Raw genomic sequence first — 24,619 nt, 5'->3', positions numbered from 1 at the left:
CAACCCTTATAACTAATAATTTGATTAACAGTTTTCAAATTTACCAATTGATTTACAATTCTATCCAATAATAAAAAAATAACCACTTAATAAATCTTGTGTTAATTATTGAACTAAATCTTGGCAAATCAGTATAGTTATAATATTTTTGTAGCTGATTTTCTTCTCAACATTCCTGTTTCTACCTGTTAAGCCAAAAAAAGTATGAACAAATCTACTTCATGGAAAGTCCGATTTTGGCAGAATATTGATAAAAATCCTATTGGGGGCTTCATCTTGTCATTCGTGAAATACCCTATCAACATCTTGTATGCAGGTTTAGGAATCGTGGTCTTCATGTTTAGTTACCAATCTTCCTTTTCTGAAAAACCCGTTGAACCCGGCTATTTTGCAGGTAAAATTGTGTTCGATGATGAAAATTATCACCGAATTGAAACAAAAAATGTAGAGGCCCAAGTAAAAAATGAAATGGGAAATCCTGTTTTAACTCTTACTTGTACGCAAGAAAATAGTTTGGAGTCGGTCTATCTGAAGATTTTCAAAGTTAAAGGCCCTGGGACGTATTTTATTCCTGGAGATGGGGAAATTTCCAACATTGGAAACTTGATTAAAAACTTGGATAACTACCAGGATAAAAATAATTTCTTTGAATCTAGTTTACCCAATAAAGAAGGTGTTAAGAATGGCGTTGGTCGTGTCAATATCACCAAAATCACATCGAATTACATAGAAGGCGAGTTAATTCTAATCGCCAATAACCCAAAAGGTCAGCAAGCAGTGCTTGAATCTGCTAAATTCAAAGTAGCTTTGCAGAACTAAATGTTCCTCGCTTAGCCATGGATTTTGAACCAAGCATCGTTACTTCAGAATGGAATCAAATTCTTGATTTCCTCGAAACCCAATTTAATAAAAGACCAGCGGATGTTGATTCCGTCCTTTTTTTGATAGGCGTACAAGAATTGGGCAAGGGCCATGCCACATTTAGCAAAGAACAAAAACAAGATTTAATGCACATTGCTACCTGCAAAGTCTTAAGTTTTAGTGGATTTTACACCTTAGAAGGCTTAGATGCCGATGGTTGGCCACATTGGAATTTAGTCCAGGCTGTCCCTCAAATGCCTTTAAAGGAACAGGAAATTCTTATCAAAGCTCACATCATACAGTATTTCAAATCAGAAGTATTTAGTTCAGAACAAGCCTAGCCTATGAAGATTATATCCTACAATGTAAACGGAATTAGAGCAGCCATACAAAAAGGTTTTGTTGATTGGCTGAAAGCTGAGAGCCCGGATGTCATTTGTTTGCAAGAACTAAAAGCCGATATTGATCAGGTAGACACATCGGAGATTGAAGCATTAGGATATCAAATATTTTGGCATTCTGCACAAAAAAAAGGGTATTCGGGAGTTGCCATTTGGTCTAAAATTCCTCCCAAACAAGTCACAGTAGGTTGTGGTATTGAGAAATATGATGCCGAAGGTCGAGTTTTGAGAGCTGATTTTGAGGAATTTTCCATCATGAGTGTCTACATGCCATCTGGTTCCAGTGGAGAAGAAAGACAAGATTTTAAAATGACTTGGTTGGCCGACTTTCACCAATACATCCATCAACTAAAAACTGAAATTCCTCAACTTATTATATCAGGAGACTATAATATTTGCCATAAGGCCATTGACATCCACAATCCGAAATCGAATGCCAATAGTTCAGGATTTTTACCGGAGGAAAGGGAATGGATGGAAAATTTTATTAATTCAGGATTTGTAGATTCCTTTCGCCATATCAACCAAGAACCACACCATTATAGCTGGTGGAGTTACCGAGCTGGAGCTAGAGCTAAAAATCTAGGTTGGCGTATTGATTATCATTTAGTTAGTGAATCCTTGCGAGATCGAATTTCGCATGCTCAAATATTACCCGAAGTAAAACATTCAGACCACTGTCCGGTGGTTATACATTTAAATTAATAACTATGCATTTCGAAAAACACGTATTTATTTGCACCAATGATAAACCAGCCCCTAAAAAATGTTGCAGTTCAGAACATGGCATGGCCTTAGTAGAAGCCTTCAAAGCCAAATGGGCAGAATCGGGAAGTGATAAAAAAATCAGAATCCAAAAAGCCGGATGTTTAGACTTCTGCGGTAAAGGTCCTAGCATGGTCGTATATCCAGAAGGGGTATTTTATGGCAATGTACAAATAGAAGACGTAGCTGAAATTACTGAAAAGCACTTATTAGGAAACGAGATTGTATCTCGACTTGAAATTGGATAAATTGCATTATGCTGTATCGTTTATACCCTACCCTACTCAATTCTTACGCATTATATTTAAATCAATCCCGAGATGGGAACGGCAAGATCATTGTTGATGAAATCGAGATGATTGAACGTATTAATCGGGTTAAAAAACCAACAACAGCTGCACAAAAAAAAGGCGTAGATTTTGAAAGAGCTGTGACCTTAGGAGAAGGAGAGGAATTATTTCAAGAAGGCGTTATCGACAAAGCGAGGGAGTTATTACCCAACAAATATAAAACTCAGTTTTATGTAGAATCTCGTTATAAAAATGCCATGATTTATGGTTATGTCGATGGCGTAGGAGAAAAAACGGCCTTTGATTTAAAAAGTACATCCTTTTATGAACCTGGACGTTTTGCCAAAAATCATCAAAATCTGTACTTATTAGGCCTTCAGAAATACGGAATTGAGCAATTGGATTATGTTATAACCGACTTCAAAGATGTCTATGTAGAATCGTATCCATTGCAATCCGTAGATTTCAACCCATTATATCAGCAAATTGAGAGCTTTATTTCCTTTTTAGAAGAAAACAAAAAATTCATTCGAGATAAAAAGATATTTGACCGGAAGGCTAATGACAATCAATTATCCCTGTTCGAATAAAGTTCCAAGTGATTTTTTACGTGCTTTAAATCAGAGATTTGCCAAATGGCTTCGGAAGCATCCGCCAAATTATAATGGATAGCAGGTATCCCTGCTTGATTGGCCCCGTGAATGTCGGCATGCCAATTATCTCCAACCATCAGCGCTTCATGAGCTAAACAGTTCGCACGTTGAAGTGCATGTTCAAAAAAGGCCGTTTCAGGCTTTTTGGCTCCTACCCCTTGAGAGGTAATTAACTCCTTGAAATGATGACCTAAACCAGAAGAGGCAACTTTAATATGTTGTATATCTTCGAAGCCATTCGTTAAAATATACAAAGGATAATGGGGAGATAATGCTTCGATTAATTCCTTGGCCCCATCCATCAAATGGGTTTTACGGGGCGTTCTATATAAAAATTGTTCCGAAAACTCCTCCGATGGACTTTGCACCTCAATAGCTTCAAAAAACCGCAAAAAACGAGATTCTCTTAATTCACTTTGAGAAATCAAGCCTTGTTGGTAGTCGTCCCACAAGGCGGTATTGATTTTTTGATAGGTATCCCAAATAGCTGAAACAGATAAGGGACTTTGTTTATTTAAACCATATTCCTCAATTAAATCAAGAATTACTTCTTGAGAATTTCGATCATGATCCCATAACGTATGGTCCCAATCAAAAAAAATGGCTTTAGGCTGAAATATCATCCAACAAAGGTAATAATCATTTACCTTTGCGAAGCCTTTATGAGCAATATACTATGGAGCATCAACTGAAATTAACCAAACCGCTTGCCTTCTTTGATTTAGAAACAACCGGAATACAGGTACAAAAAGATCGAATCGTGGAGATTTCCATAGCTAAAGCTAACATAGATGGCACGGTTGACATCAAAACAAGACGTGTAAATCCAGGTATTCCCATTCCATTGGAAGCTTCTTTGGTTCATGGTATTTATGATGAGGATGTCAAAGACGAACCCAATTTCAAGCAAATTGCTAAATCCATGGCGCAGTTTTTAGAAGGCTGCGACTTAGCTGGTTTTAATTCTAACCGGTTTGATGTACCCATGTTGGTTGAGGAATTTCTACGCAGTGATGTGGATTTTGATACAAAAAACCGCCGTTTGGTTGATGCGCAACGTATATTTCACATGATGGAACCGCGCAATTTAACTGCAGCATACAAGTTTTATTGCCAAAAAGATTTGATCGGTGCTCACGGTGCGGAAGCGGATGTCCTAGCTACTTTGGAAGTATTAAATGCTCAAGTAAAGCATTATGAAAATACAGCGATGAAAGATGCGGAGGGAAATGAATATTACCCGATTCAGAATGATGTGGCTGTTTTACATCAGCTTAGTGCTTCCAATTCCATTGATTTTGCGAACCGAATGGTGTATAATAAAGACCAAGTAGCCGTATTTAACTTTGGCAAATACATTGGAAGACCCATTGCCGATGTTTTGAAAACCGATCCTTCCTATTATGATTGGATGATGAAAGGTGATTTCCCGATGGATACCAAACGAAAATTAACTGAAATTAAATTAAAAGGTTTTCAGCGTTAGACCCCCAGATAATTTCTATTTTGTCAGTTTATTTCCTATTTTTGCCCCGCATAAAAGCATTCGTTTGAATAGGCAATTTGTTTATTTGACCATTACATTTTTACCATGCAGTCCATACCAGAAATAATACGTACCATTCCATTGACAAATTACATCATGCTGAGTTCAGCATTATTTTGCATAGGAATATTAGGCGTACTTACTCGCCGAAATGCCATCATCGTATTTATGGCGATAGAATTGATGCTCAATGCCGTAAATTTATTGCTGGCAGCATTTTCATCGTATTATTCAGATCCTTCTGGACAAATTTTTGTCTTTTTTATTATGGCCGTAGCTGCTGCTGAGGTAGCGGTAGGATTGGCGATTATCGTTATGATTTATCGTAACATTCAAAGCATCGATATTGGTGTGCTTAATAAGTTAAAAAATTAATTTCAGCACAATTTCATCGCATATTCGACTATGTCATTACTTCTATTAATTCCTCTTTTACCACTGATTGGTTTTGCCATCAATGGTTTGGCTTATCCGAAATTATCGAAATCAATCGCTGGAATCGTGGGAACCATCCCTCCTTTGGTGGCATTTGTAATTTCACTTCAGCTATTTTTAAATTTTGATGGTCAAACACAAATTATTCAATTAGCCGATTGGATTAAAGTAGCTGATTTAAGCATTCCATTTGCTTTTCAAATCGATGCTTTATCCATCATGATGTTATTAGTGATTACAGGAGTAGGGACACTCATTCATCTGTATTCCATGGGCTATATGGCACATGATGCTGGTTTTGGCAAATTTTTCTCCTTTTTAAATCTCTTTATCTTCTTCATGTTGATTTTGGTTTTAGGTGCCAATTTCACCGTATTATTCATTGGTTGGGAAGGGGTAGGTTTGTGTTCTTATCTATTAATCGGATTTTGGAATCAAAAGAATAGTTATGGAGATGCCGCTAGAAAAGCCTTCATAATGAATAGAATAGGCGATTTAGGCTTTTTGCTAGGTATATTTTTATTGATTCAAGAATTTGGCACAACCGACTATCAAACGATTTTCTCTACCATAAAAGACGGAACTGAGGTGGGTAATATTGGCCTAATTGCTTTCTGTTTATTTATTGGTGCCATGGGTAAATCCGCACAAATCCCATTGTTTACTTGGCTACCCGATGCCATGGCGGGTCCAACACCTGTTTCTGCCTTGATACATGCGGCTACAATGGTGACTGCAGGTATTTATATGGTGATTCGCGCTAATGCCTTATTTGAATTAAGCCCTGAAGTTTTACATTTTGTAGGCTGGATAGGATTAGCCACAGCTTTATTAGGAGCTGCGATTGGTTTATTCCAAAATGACATCAAAAAAGTATTGGCCTATTCAACCGTTTCTCAATTAGGTTACATGTTCATGGGTTTAGGCGCCTCTGCTTACACTGCATCTTTCTTTCATGTCATGACACATGCTTTTTTCAAGGCATTGTTATTCTTAGGAGCTGGTTCTGTTATTCATGCCATGTCAGATGAGCAAGATATTCGTAAAATGGGTGGCTTGAAAAGTAAAATGCCTATCACTTACATTACCTTTCTTCTAGGCACAATTGCCATATCAGGTATTCCTCCATTTGCAGGTTTCTTTTCCAAAGATGAAATATTAGCTGCCTTATATCACCATGATTTTGCGATGTGGTGCTTAGCCATATTAGGTTCAGCCTTAACTTCTTTCTACATGTTCCGTGTGTTTATCTTGACGTTCTGGGGAGACTTTAGAGGAACAGAAAAGCAAGCGCATCATTTGCATGAGTCACCTTGGAGCATGACTTTCCCATTAATCATTTTAGCAGTATTTTCCGTAGGTGGAGGATTAATCAATTTACCTCATTTTGCGGGTGGAAATGAATTTTTAGCACATTGGTTAGCTCCCATTTTACCTGAGCCTCATGCTGCTGGCGAAGTATCTTTCTTTAGTTTAGAAATGGGTGCTCCCTTGTTGGCCGCATTCCTGCCTGCTATGTTAGCCATCTATTATTTTGGAATTCAAAAAGCTGTACCTGGAAATGACGAATCCATTCAAGGTATCCAGAAAATCATTTATCGTAAATTTTACATAGATGAGTTGTACGATATCCTATTTGTTCGTCCTATCCAAGTATTATCTAATTTCTTTGCCCAGGTTATTGATTTCTTAGTGATTGATTTAATCGTGGAGGGTGTAGGTAAAACAGTTAAAACAGCGTCTGATGAAATTAGAAGAGCCCAAACTGGAAATGTAGGTTACTATATTTTTATGATGGTCGTATCCATTGCGCTTATCCTAGTTTTAACACTTCGCTCACGAATATTATAATTCATCTTTGAAATAATAAGGTATGTCTTTACTATTTATACTTTTTTTCCCACTTGTGATAGGCGCCATTCTTTTGGTAGCCAAGCCTAAACAAGCATTCATTATCTCGCTGGCAGCATCTATCATTGAGTTAGTCGCAACCATCTTAGTATTGAAAGATGCCGCTGCAACTGGAAATGGTTTGGTTTTCACTAAACCCTGGATAGAGGAAGCAGGCATTTCTTTCTCCCTTTGGGTTGACGGTGTGAATGGAATTTTAATAGGTCTTTGCGCGCTGATGGTACCCTTCATTGTGGCCACTACAGCCAATTCGGATAAGGCCAATAATACACAATACCAAGGATTAATGCTTGCTATGCAAACTGCCTTGATGGGAGCATTTTTGGCTAAAGATGCCTTTTTGTTCTACTTTTTCTTTGAAGCCTCTTTATTACCCATTTATTTCTTGGCTGCCATTTATGGAGGTGAAAACAAAAATGTGATCACGTTCAAATTCTTTGTTTACACCTTATTTGGATCCTTATTTTTATTGATTGGCTTAATTTATGTGTATTTAGCTACTCCGGGAAGTCATTCATCTGACATTGAAACCTTGTATCAAACTGCCACCATGCTGCCTGAGCATATTCAAGGTAATTTATTTCTTGCCTTTTTTATTGCTTTTGCCATCAAAATGCCCATTTTCCCATTTCATACCTGGCAACCTGACACATACACGGTAGCACCGACCCAGGCCACCATGCTTCTTTCGGGAATCATGTTAAAAATGGGTACCTATGGTTTAATTCGTTTGGTTTTGCCCATGTTCCCTTTGGGCATCATTACATGGGGTAATACAGCTATCATCCTTTCTGTGATCGGAATCATTTATGGCTCCATCATTGCGATTCAACAAAAAGATGCCAAACGTTTATTGGCTTACTCATCCTTTGCTCACGTTGGTCTTATGTCTGCTGGTATTTTGAGTCAAAGCGTGGAAGGTATTCAAGGAGCATTATATCAAATGTTATCCCACGGTATTAACATCGTAGGTTTGTTCTTCATCATTGAAATTATCGAAAGAAGGACAAAATCAAGGGAAATTGCTCAGTTAGGCGGTATCACTCAATTCTCATATGTATTGACGGTGGCCTTCGTCATCCTAAGTTTAGGGTCAGTAGCCTTACCATTAACCAATGGTTTCATTGGAGAATTTTTACTTTTGAAAAGCGTATTTGATCATGACATGATCATAGGTATTGTAGCAGGAATCACCATTATTTTAGGTGCTGTTTATACATTGCGTCTGATTCAAAAGACAATGTTTGGTAACTTTTCTCGCATCACAAAAGATTTTGAAGATTTAAGTGCGGCGGAGAAATGGGTTTTAATTCCGCTTTGTGCCTTGGTCATTATAGGTGGTGTTCACCCAACATGGATTTTAAATTTTACTGAACCAGGTGTTCAGGCCTTGGTTTCAATATTAAAATAGAAACCCGAAAATACTTAAACAGCATCGCATAAAATTATGACGGCTATCATTGCTTTATCTCTTTTTGGAATTAGTAATTTATTCTTGGGATTTTGGTTCCCTAGAAAAACGATACAATTGGTAACCCTATTATTCTTAGTGGTTTCCATGGCTTTGACTGTTTCCGACTGGAATCATGAATTATTGTGGTTTGGAAATATGTTCCGCACGACCAACACGTCCATTAATTTTAGTCTCATCATACAATTAGCCGCCTTTTTTGTAGTAGCATTTTCTAAAGCATTTGGGCAAGATGATGAACATACTCATCCTGCAGAATATTATGCCATTATGCTATTTTCTGTGGTAGGGGCCATTTTAATGGTATCATTCGATCACATGATTGTCTTGTTTGTGGGTTTAGAAATCTTATCGGTAGCCATGTATGTGTTAACAGGTAGCGACAAGAGAAACCTTCGCTCGAATGAAGCTGCGATTAAGTATTTCTTAATGGGTTCATTTACCACGGGTATCCTACTTTTTGGTATTACCTTGGTTTACGGGGCTACTCGTTCTTTTTATATTTCAAACATAGGGACAATTCTTACCAGCACTGCTCCTGAGTCCATGCCAACCTTTTTGTTCATTGGAGTTTTATTAATTATCGTAGGATTATTGTTTAAAGTATCAGCGGCACCTTTCCACTTTTGGACTCCCGATGTTTACGAAGGAGCTCCAACCATTTTCACCATGTTTATGTCGACCATCGTGAAAACAGCTAGCTTTGCGGCGCTATTTCACCTGGTTTCAGGCATCTTCGGAAGTTTATATACCGTCTGGGTACTACCCGTATATTTCATCAGTATGCTAACGCTGGTCGTAGGAAATATTTCGGCCGTTTATCAGCAGAGTGTGAAAAGAATGCTAGCATTCTCCAGTATCTCTCATGCTGGTTACTTGTTATTAACAGTAAGTTCTAAGCAAATCAGTACCACTTCCAGTATCTTATACTATTCATTATCTTATACATTGGCAACTGTGGTGGCCTTTGCTGTATTAATTTTAGTATCGGAATACCAAAGTGCCCGCGTAGAGAAACCAGAAAATTTCAGTTCATTTGAAGGCCTTGCTAAAAACAATCCAGGCTTAGCTTTATGCTTCAGCATTTCGATGCTTTCTTTAGCAGGTATTCCTTTAACGGCTGGTTTCTGGGGTAAATTTTTTATTTTCTCTGACACCTTTAGTAGAAATATTATTTACCCTGTCATCTTGGCCATCTTGATGTCAGCAGTAGGTATTTACTACTATTTCAAAGGAATCATAGCTGTTTATTTGAAGGCTGGAGAAATAGAAAAAATTGAAGTTCCTGCTCTATTCAAAGTAGCGCTTTGGGCTTGCACACTTGGTACTATCATATTAGGAGTTTACCCTAGCCTAGTCAAAAGCGTTTTCTAATCATTAGCCATTTTGAGCAAATCGAACTCTAAACTATTTAATAAAAAAGACCTATTAGCCTATTTCCTTATTGCGGGAACTGGAGCTGTAGTACAACTAATATCCGGCGGATTGATCAAAGATTGGTTTAAAGTAAGTTACGAAGAATCCATTTTACCCGCTTATTACATTTCATTAGTCGTTGGATTTATTCTGACAAAACTATTTGCCTTTAATGCCCGCCAGTCGCAGCAAACAAGGAGGGAAATGATTAAATTCTTAATGGTTGCGTCTTTTTCAGGATTTGTCACTTGGTTCTTTAGTGTATTGCCCTATCGCGCTTTACATGGAATCATGAATGATTTTTATTGGCAAATACCTTATTCAGTTAAAAAAATCAACCTCACTCAAGTACTTACTACCACCAACGGTATGGGCTTTAGTTTTGTGTCTAACTACGTTTTGCACAAATCTTTTACTTTTAAAAGTAGTGGTTTTTATGACCGATTTAAGGATTTAATCCGCTAAAGATCCATTAATTTTAGAATTCCTTAAGAATTACTTAATATTTTTAAGTTCTAAAAACGCCCAATATATTCCCTAAATAAGGTTTTTTGAAAAAATCTTGACCAATACTTAAAAATTTCTTAAAATTTTGTCAAAATTATTGGTAGATACAAATCAATCCATTAGTTTTGTAACTCAAACCTTAAATATCAAAAAAATGAAAAAAGTATTCGCTCTAGCTTTCGTTGCTGCAATGGTAACTTTGGCATCTTGTGGTGAGAAAAAAACTGAAGCTGCTGCTGATTCTGTAGCTGTTGATACTGCTGCTGCTGCTGCTGTTGATACTGCTGCTGCTGACACTGCTGCTGCTGACACTGCTGCTAAGAAATAATTTCTAAGCAAAAGAGAGAAAGGTCCTTCGCATGCGAAGGACTTTTTTTATGCCCTTTTCACGATGGTCAAAAGCAAAAGAATTCAATCCTTTTTCGATCATTTCCCCGCCAGCGTCGCTGAGTATTGTTTTCAGCTTTGGCAAGACTATTCCTTTGACTTTATTGTCAGTAAAGAACGAGGCTCTAAATTAGGGGACTACCGTTATTCTCCTCAAAAGGGACATCAAATAACGGTGAACCACAACCTAAACCCCTATGCATTTTTGGTCACCTACATCCATGAAGTAGCCCATCTTAGCACCTACCTCGCACATAAAAACAAAGTCTCTCCTCATGGCAATGAATGGAAAAAAGAGTTTTATAACTTATTCGAACCCATCCTTGATCCTGAATTATTACCCGAAGCCTTAGTGAACGTCCTAAAGACCTATCTAAAAAATCCCTCAGCTTCTTCCTCCATGTACACTCCTTTAGTGGAAGTATTAAAAACCTTTGACCCTGAAAATCCCTTGGTCAGCCTGCACGAACTCGAGGAGAATCAATTGTTTTTTCTAAAAAACCTCCAACTTGTCAAAGGGAAACTTCGTAGAACCCGTTACATTTGCAAAGAACAGATTAGCGGGAAACTCTATTTAGTAGCGAAAAATGCCCAAGTTAGCTTATTGGAAAACCAATCTACCGATTAGTCCTGGACATATCTTCTTGGCTATTATTTCTGTTTTTCTATTTCCTGGGATTAGCCTTTGCCAGTCACATTCTGTCTTATCAGAAGGTACATGGACAAAAATCGCTGTCAGCCAGACAGGAGTATATCAAATCAATAAAGACTGGCTAATAAAAAACAAGATTGATCCTAGCCGCATTAATCCTCAAAAAGTAGTCATTTTTCAAGGCCAAAGAGGAATTCTTCCTCAACTCACTAATAGCCCTAGAACCAAGGACTTAGAACCTATCAGTAGTTTATTCCTAGGCGAAGAAAATGGTGTTTGGGATGACAATGACCTAATTTGTTTTTATGCTGAATCTGCTCATTTGACCATTTGGGATAAAGATCAAAAAAGATGGAAAACAGAGACTCACCCATATACAGATTCCTCTTACTACTTTATTCGATGGGATAGTCCAAAAAGCCAAAGAATCAAGCAAACAACTTGGGGACAGGCACAAGAGCCTAGCCTAGATTACGCTTGGTCCCATTTCCACTACCAACCAGAGTTTACCAATGCTATCCAATCAGGTAGGCAGTGGTTGGGGGATGCCTTTTCAGGTAATAGCGAGAAAATCATTCAATATCCAATCAAAGATTATAAGGAAGGGGCATTGGCTGAAATATTTGGCCAGCTGGCTTCTAGCTCCGTGAAAGAAGGGATTTTCACGTTCACTATTGAAAACAATAAGCTTCCACCTTGGGTGATAGGTCCTATTTCAGGCGATCGATATGACCAAAAAATTCAAGTAAAAAATTTTTATGGTACTGTTCGACCGAACATTAAAAACAATCAATGGTCCTGGAAAATCAACTATGCCAATAGTATCGGAACAGGCTACCTCAATAGCCTTACACTCAATTACCCGCGACTTTTCAATGCCGCCAATGAAAATCCATTATATTATTTAGCTAATCAACAAGATTCCAGTTTCAGCATTTCTATTCAAAACCTTAACGATAAGCATCAAATTTGGCTTAAAAACGGAGATCAGGACTGGCTTAGTTTATCAAATAAACAGGCAAAAGGAAAAATATCGACTTCTCCAGGGAGTAAATTATTAATTTTTGAACCTAGTAAATTAAGCAGCCCTGATTTTGTACAACAGTTGAAGCTTCAAGACATTAAACATAGTCCAGCCAGCGAACTCATCATCATCTCAAGTCCTAGGCTTCAAAATGCCGCAGAGAAACTGGCTTGGTATAAAAATACAAAGGCCCAAATTAAAACGAGTGTAATTACAACCGATCTAATTTATCATGAATATGCCGGTGGCAAACAAGATGTAACTGCCATCCGTGATTATTTATATGACCAAAAAAATAGACCAGATGCCCTATTAAAGTATGTTATCTTGTTAGGTGATGCCTCCATAGATTATAAAAATAAAAATTCAGTAGCTACAGCCATTGAAAAAGCGAGCTATGTTCCTACCTATGAAAGTGTAGAATCTTTTCATCCCCTTTTAAGCTATGCTTCTGACGACTATTTTGGATTTTTGGAACCTGGCCAAGGAGCATGGACAGAAGGAGATCAAGCAGTAAATGAAAGACTTTCTATTGGTATTGGCCGATTACCCGCTAGAAATCCCAATGAAGCCCTAGTTTTAGTCAATAAACTGATAAATTATTCCGAAAAACAAAAATCTTCGCCTGCTTCAATTTATCAGTTTTCTTGGATTGCAGATGACGGCGATTCCAATTTACATGTTCAAGATGCTGAAGATTTTTCGTCGAGTTTAGCCAAGAGTAATCCCCTATTTCAAAAACAAAAAATTTATTTGGATCAATTTCCCATGGAATTGAATAATGGAATTTATGGTTCAAAAGCTGGCAGGCAAGCTGTAAAAAATACCTGGGAGCAAAAAGCGAACTTTATTCATTTCATAGGTCATGGAGCCGAGACAGTTTGGACTGATGAAAAAATATGGACAACTGAGGATATTCAGAAATTAAATAATGCCCAACATCTTCCTTGGGTGCTGACTGCCACTTGTCAATTCGGAAGATTTGATGATCCTAATGTATTATCGGGTGCAGAATTAAGCTTACTTTCAGACAAAGGAGGAGCGATTGGCCTAATTAGTACAACTAGACCCGTATTTCAAAGCAGCAATTACATCTTTGGTCAAGCATTTTATCGCCTCATTCAAGAACATGCTCATCAAAAAAATTATAAAATGGGCGACTTGTTCAGAGATACCAAAAACCAAAGTCACGCAGGAGTAATCAACCGTAATATTAGTTTGTTGGGAGATCCTTCTGCGGATTTACCATGGATTTATCAGCCAATAAACATACCCGAAGATAGTCTATTATCAGGAAGTGAAAAACTGATTAGTATACCAATGCCGGGCCCAGCAAATGAAGTAGAAATATCATTGGTAGGACCAGATACACCTCAAAAAACCTTAGGTACTAAAACTGCTAGCTATTCATATAAACTAGATGGAGAGATCTTTTGGAAGATATCAAGTAAAATAACCAATGGGAAAATCTCCTTTTCCCCAAAAAATATTCCACCAATGGGAGGAAACCAACAAGTGACATTAAAAATAATTGGAAAAGACACCCTTGGAATGACCTGGGCAGGTGCTAAATCCATGGTACAAATAGCCACTAAAACCAATTTTTCAGATAACCAGAGCCCAAAAATTCAGATTAGCCTAAATGAACCAAATGTAGAAGCTACAAGCTCAAAACCCATATTACAGATTCAGCTTAAAGATGATAGTGGTTTTTTATGGCGCAAAATGAATGGAGAAATCAGTTATATTTTGGTAAATGATACCTTAAAAATCCCCTTGGTTGATTACTTTATTCCCAAATCAGGCCAAAGCAACGAGGGGACGGCGATATATCCCTTTCAAAATTTAGTTCCCGGAGAGTACAAAATTCAGGTAAAATGTTTTGATATAAACAATAACATGAGCGAGTCATCGTTTCGTTTTCAAGTTTCGAAAGAGAATCTTACAGCTAATTTTTGCCTAGTATATCCTAATCCTTTTCAAGAACAATTAAACATTCGCCTGAGTCAAGAAAAGTTTTGGTCAGATTATCAGTATAATTTTAAAATTATCAGCATCTTAGGTCAAACCGTAATAGAAAAAGAGGGAAATTTACTGGGAGGAGGTTCGGAATTTTTAGATCTTTCATTCCAATTTAATGAATCAGAGCTTAGAAATATCGGTTTAGGAGCTAATTATATGCTTGAAATCAAAGATATCCAAGGTTCCAATATCCGCAAGTACCAAGGCAAAATAGCTACCTTAAAATAAATTTTGACAAATATTTTAGCTTACAAAACAACAATTAGCGTAAAAATGCCTATTTTTGGCCTTGGCTTTATGCTAAACAAGACTCTCTAATTTTTTTAAACAATGACGACAAACAATTCATTATTCCCAAAAGCATTATTAACCTTGGTAGCAGGTTTGATTAGTACTTGTGCGTTTGGACAAGCATTAGTTTCTGGTCAAATAAATGCAGGAAGAATACCTACACCAACCATGTTATTCTTGAATGTTGCTCCAGATGCACGTTCGGCTGGTATGGGAGATGCTGGTGTCGCTATTTCATCGGATGTCAACGCCATTTATTGGAATCCAGCTAAATTAGCTACAGCTGAGAAAGACTTAGGATTCTCTATATCATATACACCTTGGTTAAGAAACTTGGTAAATGATATGGCACTATACAACATAGCTGGATACAAAAAGACTAGTAAAGATCAAGCATTCGGGTTTTCCATCAATTATTTTGATCAAGGTTTATTCCAAGCAACTACTTCAACAGGTCAGAGTGCAGGTAACTTCAATTCGAAAGAATATGCTATTACTGCGTCTCATGCTCGTAAATTATCAAACACTTTATCTTTAGGTGTTAATTTAAAATACATCAATTCGAATTTATTAGGAAACTATACTGGAACGAATGGATCCAATGTAGCAATGAAACCTGCTCAAACAGTAGCTGCTGATGTGGCCTTATATTGGAACAGCGTTTCAGCTAAAGAATGGAAATATACCTACGGTTTAGTTTTGTCTAATATTTCAGGTAAGGTTTCTTACGGTGGTATTGATAAAAACTTCATTCCTACCAACTTGCGTTTTGGAATGGCAACTACTAAAGATATTTCTGAGGGAAATCGTTTAACATTTACCTTAGACTTTAACAAATTAATGGTGCCTACTCCATATTCCATTGACGCTAATGGTGCTAAAGTGGGTAATGATCCAAATGATGCCACTGCCATCGGTGGAATCTTCAGTTCATTGTTTGATGCTCCAGACGGATTTGGTGAAGAGTTAAAAGAAATCACTACTTCAATCGGTGCTGAATACTTATTCAATAATTCATTCGCTTTAAGAACAGGTTATTTCAATGAAAGCGAAATGAAAGGAAATCGTAAATATTTCACTTTCGGAGTTGGTTTTAAATTAGACCAAAAATACGGATTTGATTTTGCTTACTTAGTTCCAACAGGTTCTGGTAGCCCTCTAGCTAACACACTTCGTGTTTCCTTGTTAGCGGCTATTAATAACGGTGCCTCTAAGAAATAAGCCAAAATACATCTTTTGATTTCAAATGACATTCCTAGGAATGTCATTTGTTTTTTACCCGAATATCATGCTAGATCGTTCCACTCCTCCTCCTGCTTATCCCATTGAATTAGTAAAATTCCCAATGGTTGATGTGTTTCATTTAAGTAATGGGATTCCGGTTTATTCCATAAACCTAGGAGAACAACCTGTGTTTAAGTTGGAGATTATCAGCCCGGCGGGCTCAAAATCTGGATCCAAAGCTGGGTTAGCCAATATGGCAGCTAATCTTATGAAAAGAGGGACAAAGGCCCATTCTGCGCAAGCAATACATGAAGCATTTGATTTTTTAGGTGCATTTTGGGATATTCAAGCAAATTTAGATCATGCTAATTTCTCTGTATATGGCCTTAATAAACACTTTGAAGCATTAATTCCCTGGGTGGCTGAATTGCTAAAGGAGGCTACATTTAGCCAAGAAGAATACGAGAAAGAAATTGCCATTGAAATCCAAAAAAATAAATTGAATTGGCAAAAAACATCATTTGCCGCAAGTCAATTATTCCGCGGACAAATTTTTGGTCAACATGCCTATGGCCGATATTCATCCCCTGAAAGTCTTGCGGACTTAAGCCGAATGGATTTATATAACTTTTATACGTCTACTTGGGCCAATGTCAAACCCATTATCTTTCTTTCTGGCAAAATATCCAAGCAAGAAATGCGCTTACTTGATCAGCAATTAGGTCAATTACGTTTCGAGCAATCGTGGCCAACTAATTTACCAGAAGTATTCCCCCAATCCTCCAAAGTAGAACATGAATGTCGGGATGGCGCATTACAAACATCCATTCGAGCAGGTAAATTAGCCATCGGGAGAACGCATCCTGACTATTTTAAATTTAGTATTTTAAATACCATTTTAGGCGGTTACTTCGGCTCAAGACTTCAGAATAATATTCGAGAAGATAAAGGATTTACCTATGGTATTTCATCGTCCATCGTTGCACTAAAAGAGTCTTCCTATTGGGTTACGGGAACGGATGTCAATGGAGAAAATAGCGAGCAAACCTTGGATGAAATCAAAAAAGAGATACGTTTGCTTCAAACTGAATTAGTGCAGAATGAAGAATTAGAATTAGTCAAAAACTACTTGATGGGTAGTTTTACCGGCGAATTAACCCAGGCTTTCGATATAGCAGAAAAAATAAAGGTCATTCAACTAGAAAACCTAGCGCCTGATTTCTATGATCAATTTCAAACGCAAATCGTTCAATGCCAAGCTCAAGAATTGCGCGAAATAGCGAATCAATACTTGAACTTGGATGAATTACATGTGGTGATGGTAGGTGCTTAAAATCTAGCTAATTCCCTAAATTCATTCACTCGGGCTTCCAAATCAGCAGGACTTATTTCAAATAAACGTTCTGTTCCAAATTTCTCCACACAAAAGGAAGCCATTGCTGAACCGTACACGATAGCTTGACGCATACTTTCAAAGGATGTATCATCTTTTTGTGCTAAGTACCCAATAAAGCCCCCAACGAAGGTATCTCCCGCTCCCGTTGGATCGAATACTTCTTCCAAAGGCAAAGCTGGGCAATAAAACATTTTATCGTCTTGGAATAAGAGAGCACCATGCTCTCCCTTTTTAATGATCAATGTTTTAGGTCCCATCGCCATAATCATCTTAGCCGCTATTCTCAAGGAGTATTGCTCAGATAATTGACGAGCCTCCTCATCATTAATGCAAAGGACATCAACCATTTTCAACACACGTTTCAAATCATCCATAGCCACATTCATCCAAAAATTCATCGTATCCATTACGATTAATTTAGGTCGCTTTGTTAAACCCTGAATGGCATCTATTTGAACCTGTGGCGTCAAGTTTCCCAACATTAAATAATCACAATCTTGATAAGATGCAGGAATTGCTGGCTGAAAATCCGCTAATACATTCAAATCAGTTACCAAGGTATCACGGGTATTCATATTATTGTGATACTTACCTGCCCAAAAGAATGTTTTTTCTCCTTCTTTGATCTGTAAGCCAGTCAAATCGATTCCTTTCTCCTCCAAAGTTTCCATATATTCCTTGGGAAAATCATCTCCAACTACTGCCACAACATTTACCTTTGGCAGGAAAAATGCCGCTGATAGGCTAATGTAAGTACAAGATCCACCGATGATTTTATCTGTTTTTCCGTACGGGGTTTCCAGGGCATCAAAAGCCACTGTTCCAATTGATAATAAGCTCATTTTAAATTATTTAGCCTACTTTAGGACAACGACTAAAGGGCTGGTTTGGATTAAATAAATAACGATATGTAATGTATGTTTTATCGATACTGGCTCCCAATTGGGAAACAAATCGAAGCATTTTCGGATTAAAATCACCCACCCAATTCATATCCATGGTTTCATATGGATAAAAAGGATTATCTCGAGCAGCTTGACGGAAACGTAAGGCGATGGCAGACTCCACACCTTTGCCTTGATGTTCGGGAACAACTCCAAAAATCACCCCACAGCAACGAGTTAGCGCTCCCTTCCATTTTAAAAGTAAAAATTTAATCATTCCCCAAACATTCATCTTCCCATTCAGGTGCTTGACAATTTGATTTAAATCAGGAATAACAATAAAAAAGGCAACAGGTTCACCCTCTGATGTATAAGCAAACCATAATAATTGCTCATCAATGATAGGCTTCATTTTCTTTACGAGCTTTTGAGCTTGCTCTGAGCTCATGGCTGTTACACCTGGAAATTTGGCCCAAGCTGCATTGAAAATGATTTTAAAATCTTCCGCATATTTACTCAAATCTGATTTTTCAATGTGCTTGAACACATAATTCGGATTCTGATAAATTCGTTGTGCTTTTTCTTCAATGGACGGGGCTACATTCGCTGCAGATACGGGTGATACAAATACATATTGCTGGAAATAATCCTTGAATCCATATTGTTCAAAATAGGCAATATAATATTCCTTAGTCCAAGGCATTTTATAGGTAGGTTCAAATTCCCAACCTTTCACCATCAATCCCCAAAAGCTATCCCTTTCTCCAAAATTAATAGGGCCATCCATCGCCTCTAGTCCCTTGGATTTTAACCAATCTGCGCAAGCATCAAACAAAATAAAAGCAGCTTTCTGATCTTCGATACATTCAAAAAACCCCATCCCTCCCGCAGCTAATTCTCCATCTTTGGCGGGTTTCCCATCATAAAATGCTGCCACTCGACCAATTACTTGATGATCTTCATTGAATAATAACCAACGAATAGCTTCCCCATGCTTGAACTGTGGATTTTTTTTAGGGTCAAAAATAGACTCTATGTCGGAATCCAATGGACGTATCCAATTAGCATCAGTTGCATAAAGGCTAACAGGAAATGTCAAAAAAGCTTTCTTTAATGAATTATCATCAGCTACTTCTCGTAAATACATGCTGGATTTTAAATGGAATTTCAATATTTAAACAAAGATAATAGAATGAGTCGAGCAATCCTCCCTCCCATAAAACATTCCAAGGCGATAAATCGTTTGGTGGTTTAAAAGAATCAAAGTAATTTTAATTCTTTTATAAATAGCACATCCGAAAAGGAATCGTTCAAACCATGCAAGCCTTAAAATTATATAATACCCTCAGTAGAGAAAAAGAATTATTCACGGCCATTAATGCTCCACATGTAGGTTTATATGTATGTGGTCCAACCGTTTATAATTATGTTCATTTGGGTAATTTAAGGACTTTCACCTCCTTCGACATCCTGCACCGTTACTTACGTCACCTAGGCTATCAAGTACGTTATGTGAGGAATATTACCGATGTAGGTCACTTAGTGGGTGATGGAGACGAAGGAGAGGACAAAATTGGTAAAATGGCCAAGCTGGAAAAGCTAGAGCCAATGGAAATAGTGCACCGGTATACGCAAAATTTCCACCAAGTTTTGGAGCAGTTTAATTTACTTCCCCCGAGTATTGAGCCAACGGCCACGGGACATATCATGGAGCAAATTGAAACTACTAAAACTCTATTAGACAAAGGATTAGCTTATGAGTCCAATGGATCTGTTTATTTTGATATAGAAAGCTATAATAAACAAGGGGGAGATTATGGAAAACTGTCTGGTCGAGTTTTAGAAGATTTATTGACTGAAACACGGGATTTGGACGGGGTTGGTGAAAAAAGAAATCCATTGGATTTTGCCTTGTGGAAAAAAGCTGCTCCAGAGCACCTCATGCATTGGCCATCTCCTTGGGGAGAAGGATTTCCAGGCTGGCATTTGGAGTGTACTTGCATGAGTCACAAGTACTTAGGAGACACCTTTGATATTCATGGCGGTGGAATGGACTTAAAATTCCCACATCATGAATGTGAAATTGCTCAGGCCAAAGCTACCTATGGCAAAGCACCAGTCAGGTATTGGATGCATACCAATATGCTCACCGTTAATGGGCAAAAAATGAGCAAATCACTAGGTAATTCATTTTTACCTTCTGAATTATTTAGTGGAAGTCATCCTCTATTGGAACAAGCCTACAGCCCAATGACGGTGCGCTTTTTTATGTTACAATCTCAATACCGAAGTACCCTGGACTTCTCCAATGAGGCACTAAAAGCAGCCCAAAAAGGCTATAAACGTATCGCTAATGGCCTAAGAATCGTCAAGAACATGTCATTCCCAGAAGTTGCCAATGCGGCAGCTATTGAAAGTAAGCATGCGGAAGAAATTCAAGCTGCCGTTCAGGGATGTTACGATGGAATGAACGATGATTTAAATACGGCTGTTACTATAGCTCATTTGTTTACTTTATTGAAGAAAATAAATCAGATTTATACTGGACAAATTTCATTAGAGTCCATTGGAGAAAAGGCATTTGAATCCTTGAAAACAAATTATATTTCATTCCTAGAAGACATTTTAGGTATTAAAGAAGAACTGCCTGACCAATGGGAAAATATGATTCAAGGATTACTTCAATTGTATACTGAATTCAAGCGGAGTAAGCAATATGACAAAGTGGATGAAATTAGAGCTACTTTCAAATCCATGGGATTGATCATTAAAGACATGAAAACCTCGATAGATTGGGGATACGAAGAATAAAGAAATGCTACAAAACTTAACACCAACTGTTCGTACTTTATTGTTAATCAATGTAGGACTTTACTTGATCAAGGGTTTCGGCTTTCCTCAAGACTTTCTCACTTTGCATTATTTTGGAGCCAGCGATTTCCGCTTTTTCCAGGTAGTAAGCTACATGTTTGTGCATGCTAGCTTCATGCACCTACTGGGAAACATGTTTGGACTTTACATGTTTGGATCCTTACTAGAACGTATTTGGGGGGCTCAACGATTTCTTTTCTTTTACTTTTTTTGTGGTATTGGGGCAGGCCTTTTGTATATGGGGATCCAACACTTCATCGACTTCGCAGAAATTAGGAGAGCCACAGAACTGGTTTTAGCTAATCCCAACTCAGAAAATTTAATTGATTATGCCCAGCATTATGGCATTATTTCAGCACCAGGTGGGCAAATTAACATCAATTGGGTAATTGCTAATTATGAAGCATTAATCAATATGGGAGCACTAGGTGGTGCATCAGGTGCCATTTTCGGAATCATCATGGCATTTGGTTATTTATTCCCCAATTCAGAAATGTTTTTATTTCCCTTTCCCATACCCATTAAGGCGAAATATTTTGTCACCTTTTACGGACTTTATGAGCTCTATGCAGGTATCCAACAAAGCCAGGGAGATAATGTGGCTCATTTCGCTCACATTGGTGGAATGATTTTTGCGGTGATCCTATTAAAGGTTTGGAAAACACAAAGGAATAATTTCTATTGAGATGAAAAGTATTTGGCAGGACATTCGGCTAGTCATTCAAAACCCAGAAAATGGGTTATGGCGCTTGATATTAGCCAATGTGGTAGTCTTTGTTGTCATTTCTTTAACCCATGTATTTTTATCATTAGCGGGTAAAGAAGACTGGTATAATTTACTCCTAGAGCAAATTGCCCTCTCCTCACAACCTAAGGTCGTTTTGTACAAACCTTGGACATTCTTCACTTATTTCTTTGCTCATTTTGAGATTTTCCACCTGATATTCAATATGCTGTTTCTGTATTGGTTTGGACAAATCATCCACACTTTTATAGGGCAAAAGCGCTTGATTCAATTGTATTTTTTAGGAGGATTAGCCGGAGCTATTGCTTATATTTTATTACTGAATAGCTTTTCCTATTTTGTCATGAAGGGCCCCATTTTCTTAAATGGTGCTTCTGCCAGTGTTTTTGCTATCGTGGTGGGTGCAGCCACTTTACAACCCAACTATAAGGTACACCTATTAATCTTTGGAGAAGTAGCCATTAAATATGTCGCGGCATTTTATATTCTTTGGTCCATGATTGAAACAACAGGAACTAATGCCGGAGGAAATATCGCCCATTTAGGCGGAGCCCTTTTAGGCTTTCTGTATGCTTACTCTTACCAAAAAAGACAATCACGCAGACCTGCACCCGAAGAAAAAATATACTCTTATTCCATGACCATCCAACGAAAAATACAAGATTTCGTAGAACAAAATGATGCCGATGAGATTGAAGAGGATGAATTGAACGCCATTTTAGATAAAATTTCTACCTCGGGTTATGAGAGTTTAAGCAAACATGAAAAGAAACGATTGTTTAAAGCAAGTCAAAAAAATGACTAGTCAGCCAAAAACATTTTTACCTTTGTATAGTTAGAAAAGAACCCTTTATAAAAAATACCCCTCCAAGTATGCAATTTCAAGCCGGACCTATCCTAAGCAAAATCCAATCCCCAGCGGATTTGCGGAAGTTGTCCCCTGCAGATTTACCTGCAGTTTGCCATGAATTGCGCCAATTTATTATTGACCATGTATCAGTCAATGGAGGGCATTTTGGTGCTTCATTAGGGGTTACCGAATTGACCGTTGCCTTACATTATGTTTTCAACACGCCAGACGATCAACTCGTTTGGGATGTCGGCCATCAAGCCTACGGACATAAAATACTCACTGGTCGCCAGGATTCATTTCATACAAATCGACTATTAGGAGGAATAAGTGGCTTTCCCAAGCGTTCGGAAAGTGAATATGATGCTTTTGGCGTTGGCCATTCATCCACTTCCATTTCTGCAGCCTTAGGTATGGCTGTCGCCTCTCGGTATAAAAAAGAGTTTCATAAACAGCACATTGCCGTCATTGGTGACGGTTCGATGACAGCCGGTATGGCCTTCGAGGCAATGAATCATGCCGGGGATATTCCTAATAATATGCTCATTATCCTCAACGATAATTGCATGGCCATCGACCCCAATGTTGGTGCCTTAAAGGAATATTTAACCGACATCACCACTTCACATACCTACAATCGAGTAAAAGATGATGTTTGGAATCTATTGGGAAAGATGTCCAAATTTGGAAAATCCGCCCAGGAGATTGTATCTAAAATTGAAAATGGACTGAAAGCCACATTACTTAAGCAAAGTAATCTCTTTGAATCGCTAAATTTAAGGTATTTTGGACCCATTGATGGCCATGATGTACAATATTTAACCACGGTCTTAAATGATTTAAAGGATATTCCTGGACCTAAAATCTTACATTGTATTACTACCAAAGGGAAAGGGTATTCATTAGCAGAAAAAGATCAAACACTTTGGCATGCCCCAGGAAAATTTGATAAAATCACTGGGGAAATCCATAAAAAGACCTTCGATAATCCACAACCTCCTAAATATCAAGAGGTTTTTGGACATACCATATTAGAATTAGCAGAGCAAAATCCTAAAATTATGGGAATTACGCCTGCTATGCCTTCCGGCTCCTCTTTGAATATTATGATGAGAGCTATGCCTGACCGGGCTTTTGACGTGGGGATAGCCGAACAACATGCTGTTACATTTTCAGCTGGTATGGCCACGCAAGGTTTAACCGTATTTTGTAATATCTATAGTTCTTTCATGCAACGAGGCTATGACCAAGTAGTTCATGATGTTTGTCTACAAAAGCTTCCCGTGATATTCTGTTTAGACCGAGCTGGCTTAGCTGGCGCTGATGGTCCTACACATCATGGTTTATATGACCTAGCTTATATGCGTTGTATACCCAACATGATAGTTGCTGCTCCTAGAAACGAGCAAGAACTTAGAAATATCATGTACACTGCGTCTTTAGATACATTTAAAGAACATCAAAAAGCCATTACCATCCGATACCCTCGTGGTGCAGGAGTGATGCCTGTATGGAGGACCTCCTTCGAGGAAATTAAAATTGGAACAGGACAAAAGATATTTGATGGAGAGGATGTTGCCATATTAAGTATTGGCCATATCGGAAATGAGGCTGAATTAGCTTGTCAAAAAGCCAAATCAGCAGGAATGAATCCAGCGCTTTACGACATGAGATTCGTGAAACCATTGGATGAAAAAATACTTCATGAAGTATTTACCAAGTATAATCAAGTAATTACGGTGGAAGATGCCTGCATACAAGGTGGCTTTGGTTCTGCTATCGCCGAGTTTATGCTAGACCATGGCTACAATAAGCCAATTTTACGTTTAGGGGTCCCAGATGATATAATTGAACATGGAGAGCCTCATGAACTTTATCAATTATGTGGTATTGATTCAGAAAGTATCCTGAAAAAAATAGCCCACTTCTATCCAAAGAAGACGAAATCTACTTCTCAGAAAGTTAGTCAAGATTAAGTTTTCGCGATTTCATTCAATACAATTAGTACTTTTCTAAG

At 37.8% G+C, this 24,619-nt stretch carries 23 protein-coding genes; 20 read left to right on the top strand and 3 right to left on the bottom strand.

Features of this window, described 5'->3' with window-relative positions:
* Nucleotides 1–204: 204 nt before the first annotated feature.
* From ACST15_RS07045 to ACST15_RS07025, 5 genes are read left to right on the top strand one after another with little or no spacing between them, the layout of a single operon-like run.
* The gene (locus ACST15_RS07045; RefSeq protein WP_459453962.1) at nt 205–819 is read left to right on the top strand and encodes a hypothetical protein; all 615 of its coding nucleotides are present in this window, start codon (nt 205–207) and stop codon (nt 817–819) included.
* 17 nt (nt 820–836) lie between these two features.
* Nucleotides 837–1,202 (top strand): hypothetical protein, encoded by a 366-nt coding sequence (locus ACST15_RS07040; RefSeq protein ID WP_459453961.1) that lies wholly within the window; start codon nt 837–839, stop codon nt 1,200–1,202.
* 3 nt (nt 1,203–1,205) lie between these two features.
* Nucleotides 1,206–1,967 (top strand): exodeoxyribonuclease III, encoded by a 762-nt coding sequence (locus tag ACST15_RS07035; RefSeq protein WP_459453960.1) that lies wholly within the window; start codon nt 1,206–1,208, stop codon nt 1,965–1,967.
* Nucleotides 1,968–1,972: 5 nt separating this feature from the next.
* Nucleotides 1,973–2,275, top strand: coding sequence for a (2Fe-2S) ferredoxin domain-containing protein (locus ACST15_RS07030; protein WP_459453959.1), 303 nt, complete (start codon nt 1,973–1,975; stop codon nt 2,273–2,275).
* Nucleotides 2,276–2,283: 8 nt separating this feature from the next.
* Nucleotides 2,284–2,907, top strand: a complete 624-nt coding sequence (locus ACST15_RS07025; RefSeq protein WP_459453958.1) for a hypothetical protein — start codon at nt 2,284–2,286, stop codon at nt 2,905–2,907.
* Here the strand turns inward: ACST15_RS07025 and ACST15_RS07020 are convergent.
* The gene (locus tag ACST15_RS07020) at nt 2,886–3,593 is read right to left on the bottom strand and encodes a YjjG family noncanonical pyrimidine nucleotidase (RefSeq protein ID WP_459453957.1); all 708 of its coding nucleotides are present in this window, start codon (nt 3,591–3,593) and stop codon (nt 2,886–2,888) included. The genes ACST15_RS07025 and ACST15_RS07020 overlap by 22 nt on opposite strands.
* Before the next feature lie 53 nt (nt 3,594–3,646).
* On the opposite strand from ACST15_RS07020, the gene ACST15_RS07015 reads away from it, so the two are divergent.
* From ACST15_RS07015 to ACST15_RS06965, 11 genes are all read left to right on the top strand, one after another.
* Nucleotides 3,647–4,456 carry an exonuclease domain-containing protein gene (locus ACST15_RS07015; RefSeq protein ID WP_459453956.1) on the top strand — a complete coding sequence of 270 codons (810 nt, stop codon included), beginning with the start codon at nt 3,647–3,649 and terminating at the stop codon, nt 4,454–4,456.
* Nucleotides 4,457–4,561: 105 nt separating this feature from the next.
* Entirely contained in the window at nt 4,562–4,891 is a 330-nt protein-coding gene (gene nuoK, locus ACST15_RS07010; protein WP_109324234.1) for an NADH-quinone oxidoreductase subunit NuoK, read from the top strand.
* 30 nt (nt 4,892–4,921) lie between these two features.
* Nucleotides 4,922–6,802 carry an NADH-quinone oxidoreductase subunit L gene (nuoL, locus tag ACST15_RS07005; protein WP_459453955.1) on the top strand — a complete coding sequence of 627 codons (1,881 nt, stop codon included), beginning with the start codon at nt 4,922–4,924 and terminating at the stop codon, nt 6,800–6,802.
* A gap of 22 nt (nt 6,803–6,824) precedes the next feature.
* Nucleotides 6,825–8,273, top strand: a complete 1,449-nt coding sequence (locus ACST15_RS07000; protein WP_459453954.1) for a complex I subunit 4 family protein — start codon at nt 6,825–6,827, stop codon at nt 8,271–8,273.
* 36 nt (nt 8,274–8,309) lie between these two features.
* Nucleotides 8,310–9,707: an NADH-quinone oxidoreductase subunit N gene (locus ACST15_RS06995; protein WP_459453953.1), complete on the top strand. Its 1,398-nt coding sequence runs from the start codon at nt 8,310–8,312 to the stop codon at nt 9,705–9,707.
* 12 nt (nt 9,708–9,719) lie between these two features.
* Entirely contained in the window at nt 9,720–10,214 is a 495-nt protein-coding gene (locus ACST15_RS06990; protein ID WP_459453952.1) for a GtrA family protein, read from the top strand.
* A 127-nt stretch (nt 10,215–10,341) separates the two neighbouring features.
* Nucleotides 10,342–10,584, top strand: a complete 243-nt coding sequence (locus ACST15_RS06985) for a hypothetical protein (RefSeq protein ID WP_459453951.1) — start codon at nt 10,342–10,344, stop codon at nt 10,582–10,584.
* Between the two features lie 63 nt (nt 10,585–10,647).
* On the top strand, nt 10,648–11,271 hold the full coding sequence (locus ACST15_RS06980) for a SprT-like domain-containing protein (protein WP_459453950.1): 624 nt from the start codon (nt 10,648–10,650) through the stop codon (nt 11,269–11,271).
* On the top strand, nt 11,231–14,569 hold the full coding sequence (porU, locus tag ACST15_RS06975; RefSeq protein ID WP_459453949.1) for a type IX secretion system sortase PorU: 3,339 nt from the start codon (nt 11,231–11,233) through the stop codon (nt 14,567–14,569). The genes ACST15_RS06980 and porU overlap by 41 nt, the downstream gene beginning before the upstream one ends.
* Before the next feature lie 102 nt (nt 14,570–14,671).
* The gene (gene porV, locus ACST15_RS06970) at nt 14,672–15,853 is read left to right on the top strand and encodes a type IX secretion system outer membrane channel protein PorV (RefSeq protein WP_459453948.1); all 1,182 of its coding nucleotides are present in this window, start codon (nt 14,672–14,674) and stop codon (nt 15,851–15,853) included.
* A 40-nt stretch (nt 15,854–15,893) separates the two neighbouring features.
* A complete protein-coding gene (locus ACST15_RS06965) occupies nt 15,894–17,189 on the top strand; it encodes a M16 family metallopeptidase (protein ID WP_459453947.1) in 1,296 nt (431 codons plus the stop codon).
* Here the strand turns inward: ACST15_RS06965 and ACST15_RS06960 are convergent.
* On the bottom strand, nt 17,186–18,094 hold the full coding sequence (locus ACST15_RS06960; protein WP_459453946.1) for a PfkB family carbohydrate kinase: 909 nt from the start codon (nt 18,092–18,094) through the stop codon (nt 17,186–17,188). The two genes, ACST15_RS06965 and ACST15_RS06960, sit on opposite strands and share 4 nt — an antisense overlap.
* Nucleotides 18,095–18,104: 10 nt before the next feature.
* The gene (locus tag ACST15_RS06955; RefSeq protein WP_459453945.1) at nt 18,105–19,307 is read right to left on the bottom strand and encodes a hypothetical protein; all 1,203 of its coding nucleotides are present in this window, start codon (nt 19,305–19,307) and stop codon (nt 18,105–18,107) included.
* 146 nt (nt 19,308–19,453) lie between these two features.
* Between ACST15_RS06955 and cysS the strand changes: the two genes are divergently transcribed.
* The 4 genes from cysS (at nt 19,454) to dxs (ending at nt 24,578) form a co-directional block, all read left to right on the top strand.
* Nucleotides 19,454–20,947, top strand: coding sequence for a cysteine--tRNA ligase (gene cysS / locus ACST15_RS06950; protein ID WP_459453944.1), 1,494 nt, complete (start codon nt 19,454–19,456; stop codon nt 20,945–20,947).
* A 4-nt stretch (nt 20,948–20,951) separates the two neighbouring features.
* On the top strand, nt 20,952–21,692 hold the full coding sequence (locus ACST15_RS06945) for a rhomboid family intramembrane serine protease (protein WP_459453943.1): 741 nt from the start codon (nt 20,952–20,954) through the stop codon (nt 21,690–21,692).
* A 1-nt stretch (nt 21,693) separates the two neighbouring features.
* On the top strand, nt 21,694–22,557 hold the full coding sequence (locus tag ACST15_RS06940) for a rhomboid family intramembrane serine protease (protein ID WP_459453942.1): 864 nt from the start codon (nt 21,694–21,696) through the stop codon (nt 22,555–22,557).
* Between the two features lie 68 nt (nt 22,558–22,625).
* The gene (gene dxs / locus ACST15_RS06935; protein WP_459453941.1) at nt 22,626–24,578 is read left to right on the top strand and encodes a 1-deoxy-D-xylulose-5-phosphate synthase; all 1,953 of its coding nucleotides are present in this window, start codon (nt 22,626–22,628) and stop codon (nt 24,576–24,578) included.
* The last annotated feature ends 41 nt before the right edge of the window (nt 24,579–24,619 follow it).

The organism is Aquirufa sp. Wall-65K1 (assembly GCF_054558475.1).
The sequence above is the reverse complement of the archived record's forward strand: the minus strand, read 5'-3'. Positions and strand labels throughout refer to the sequence as shown.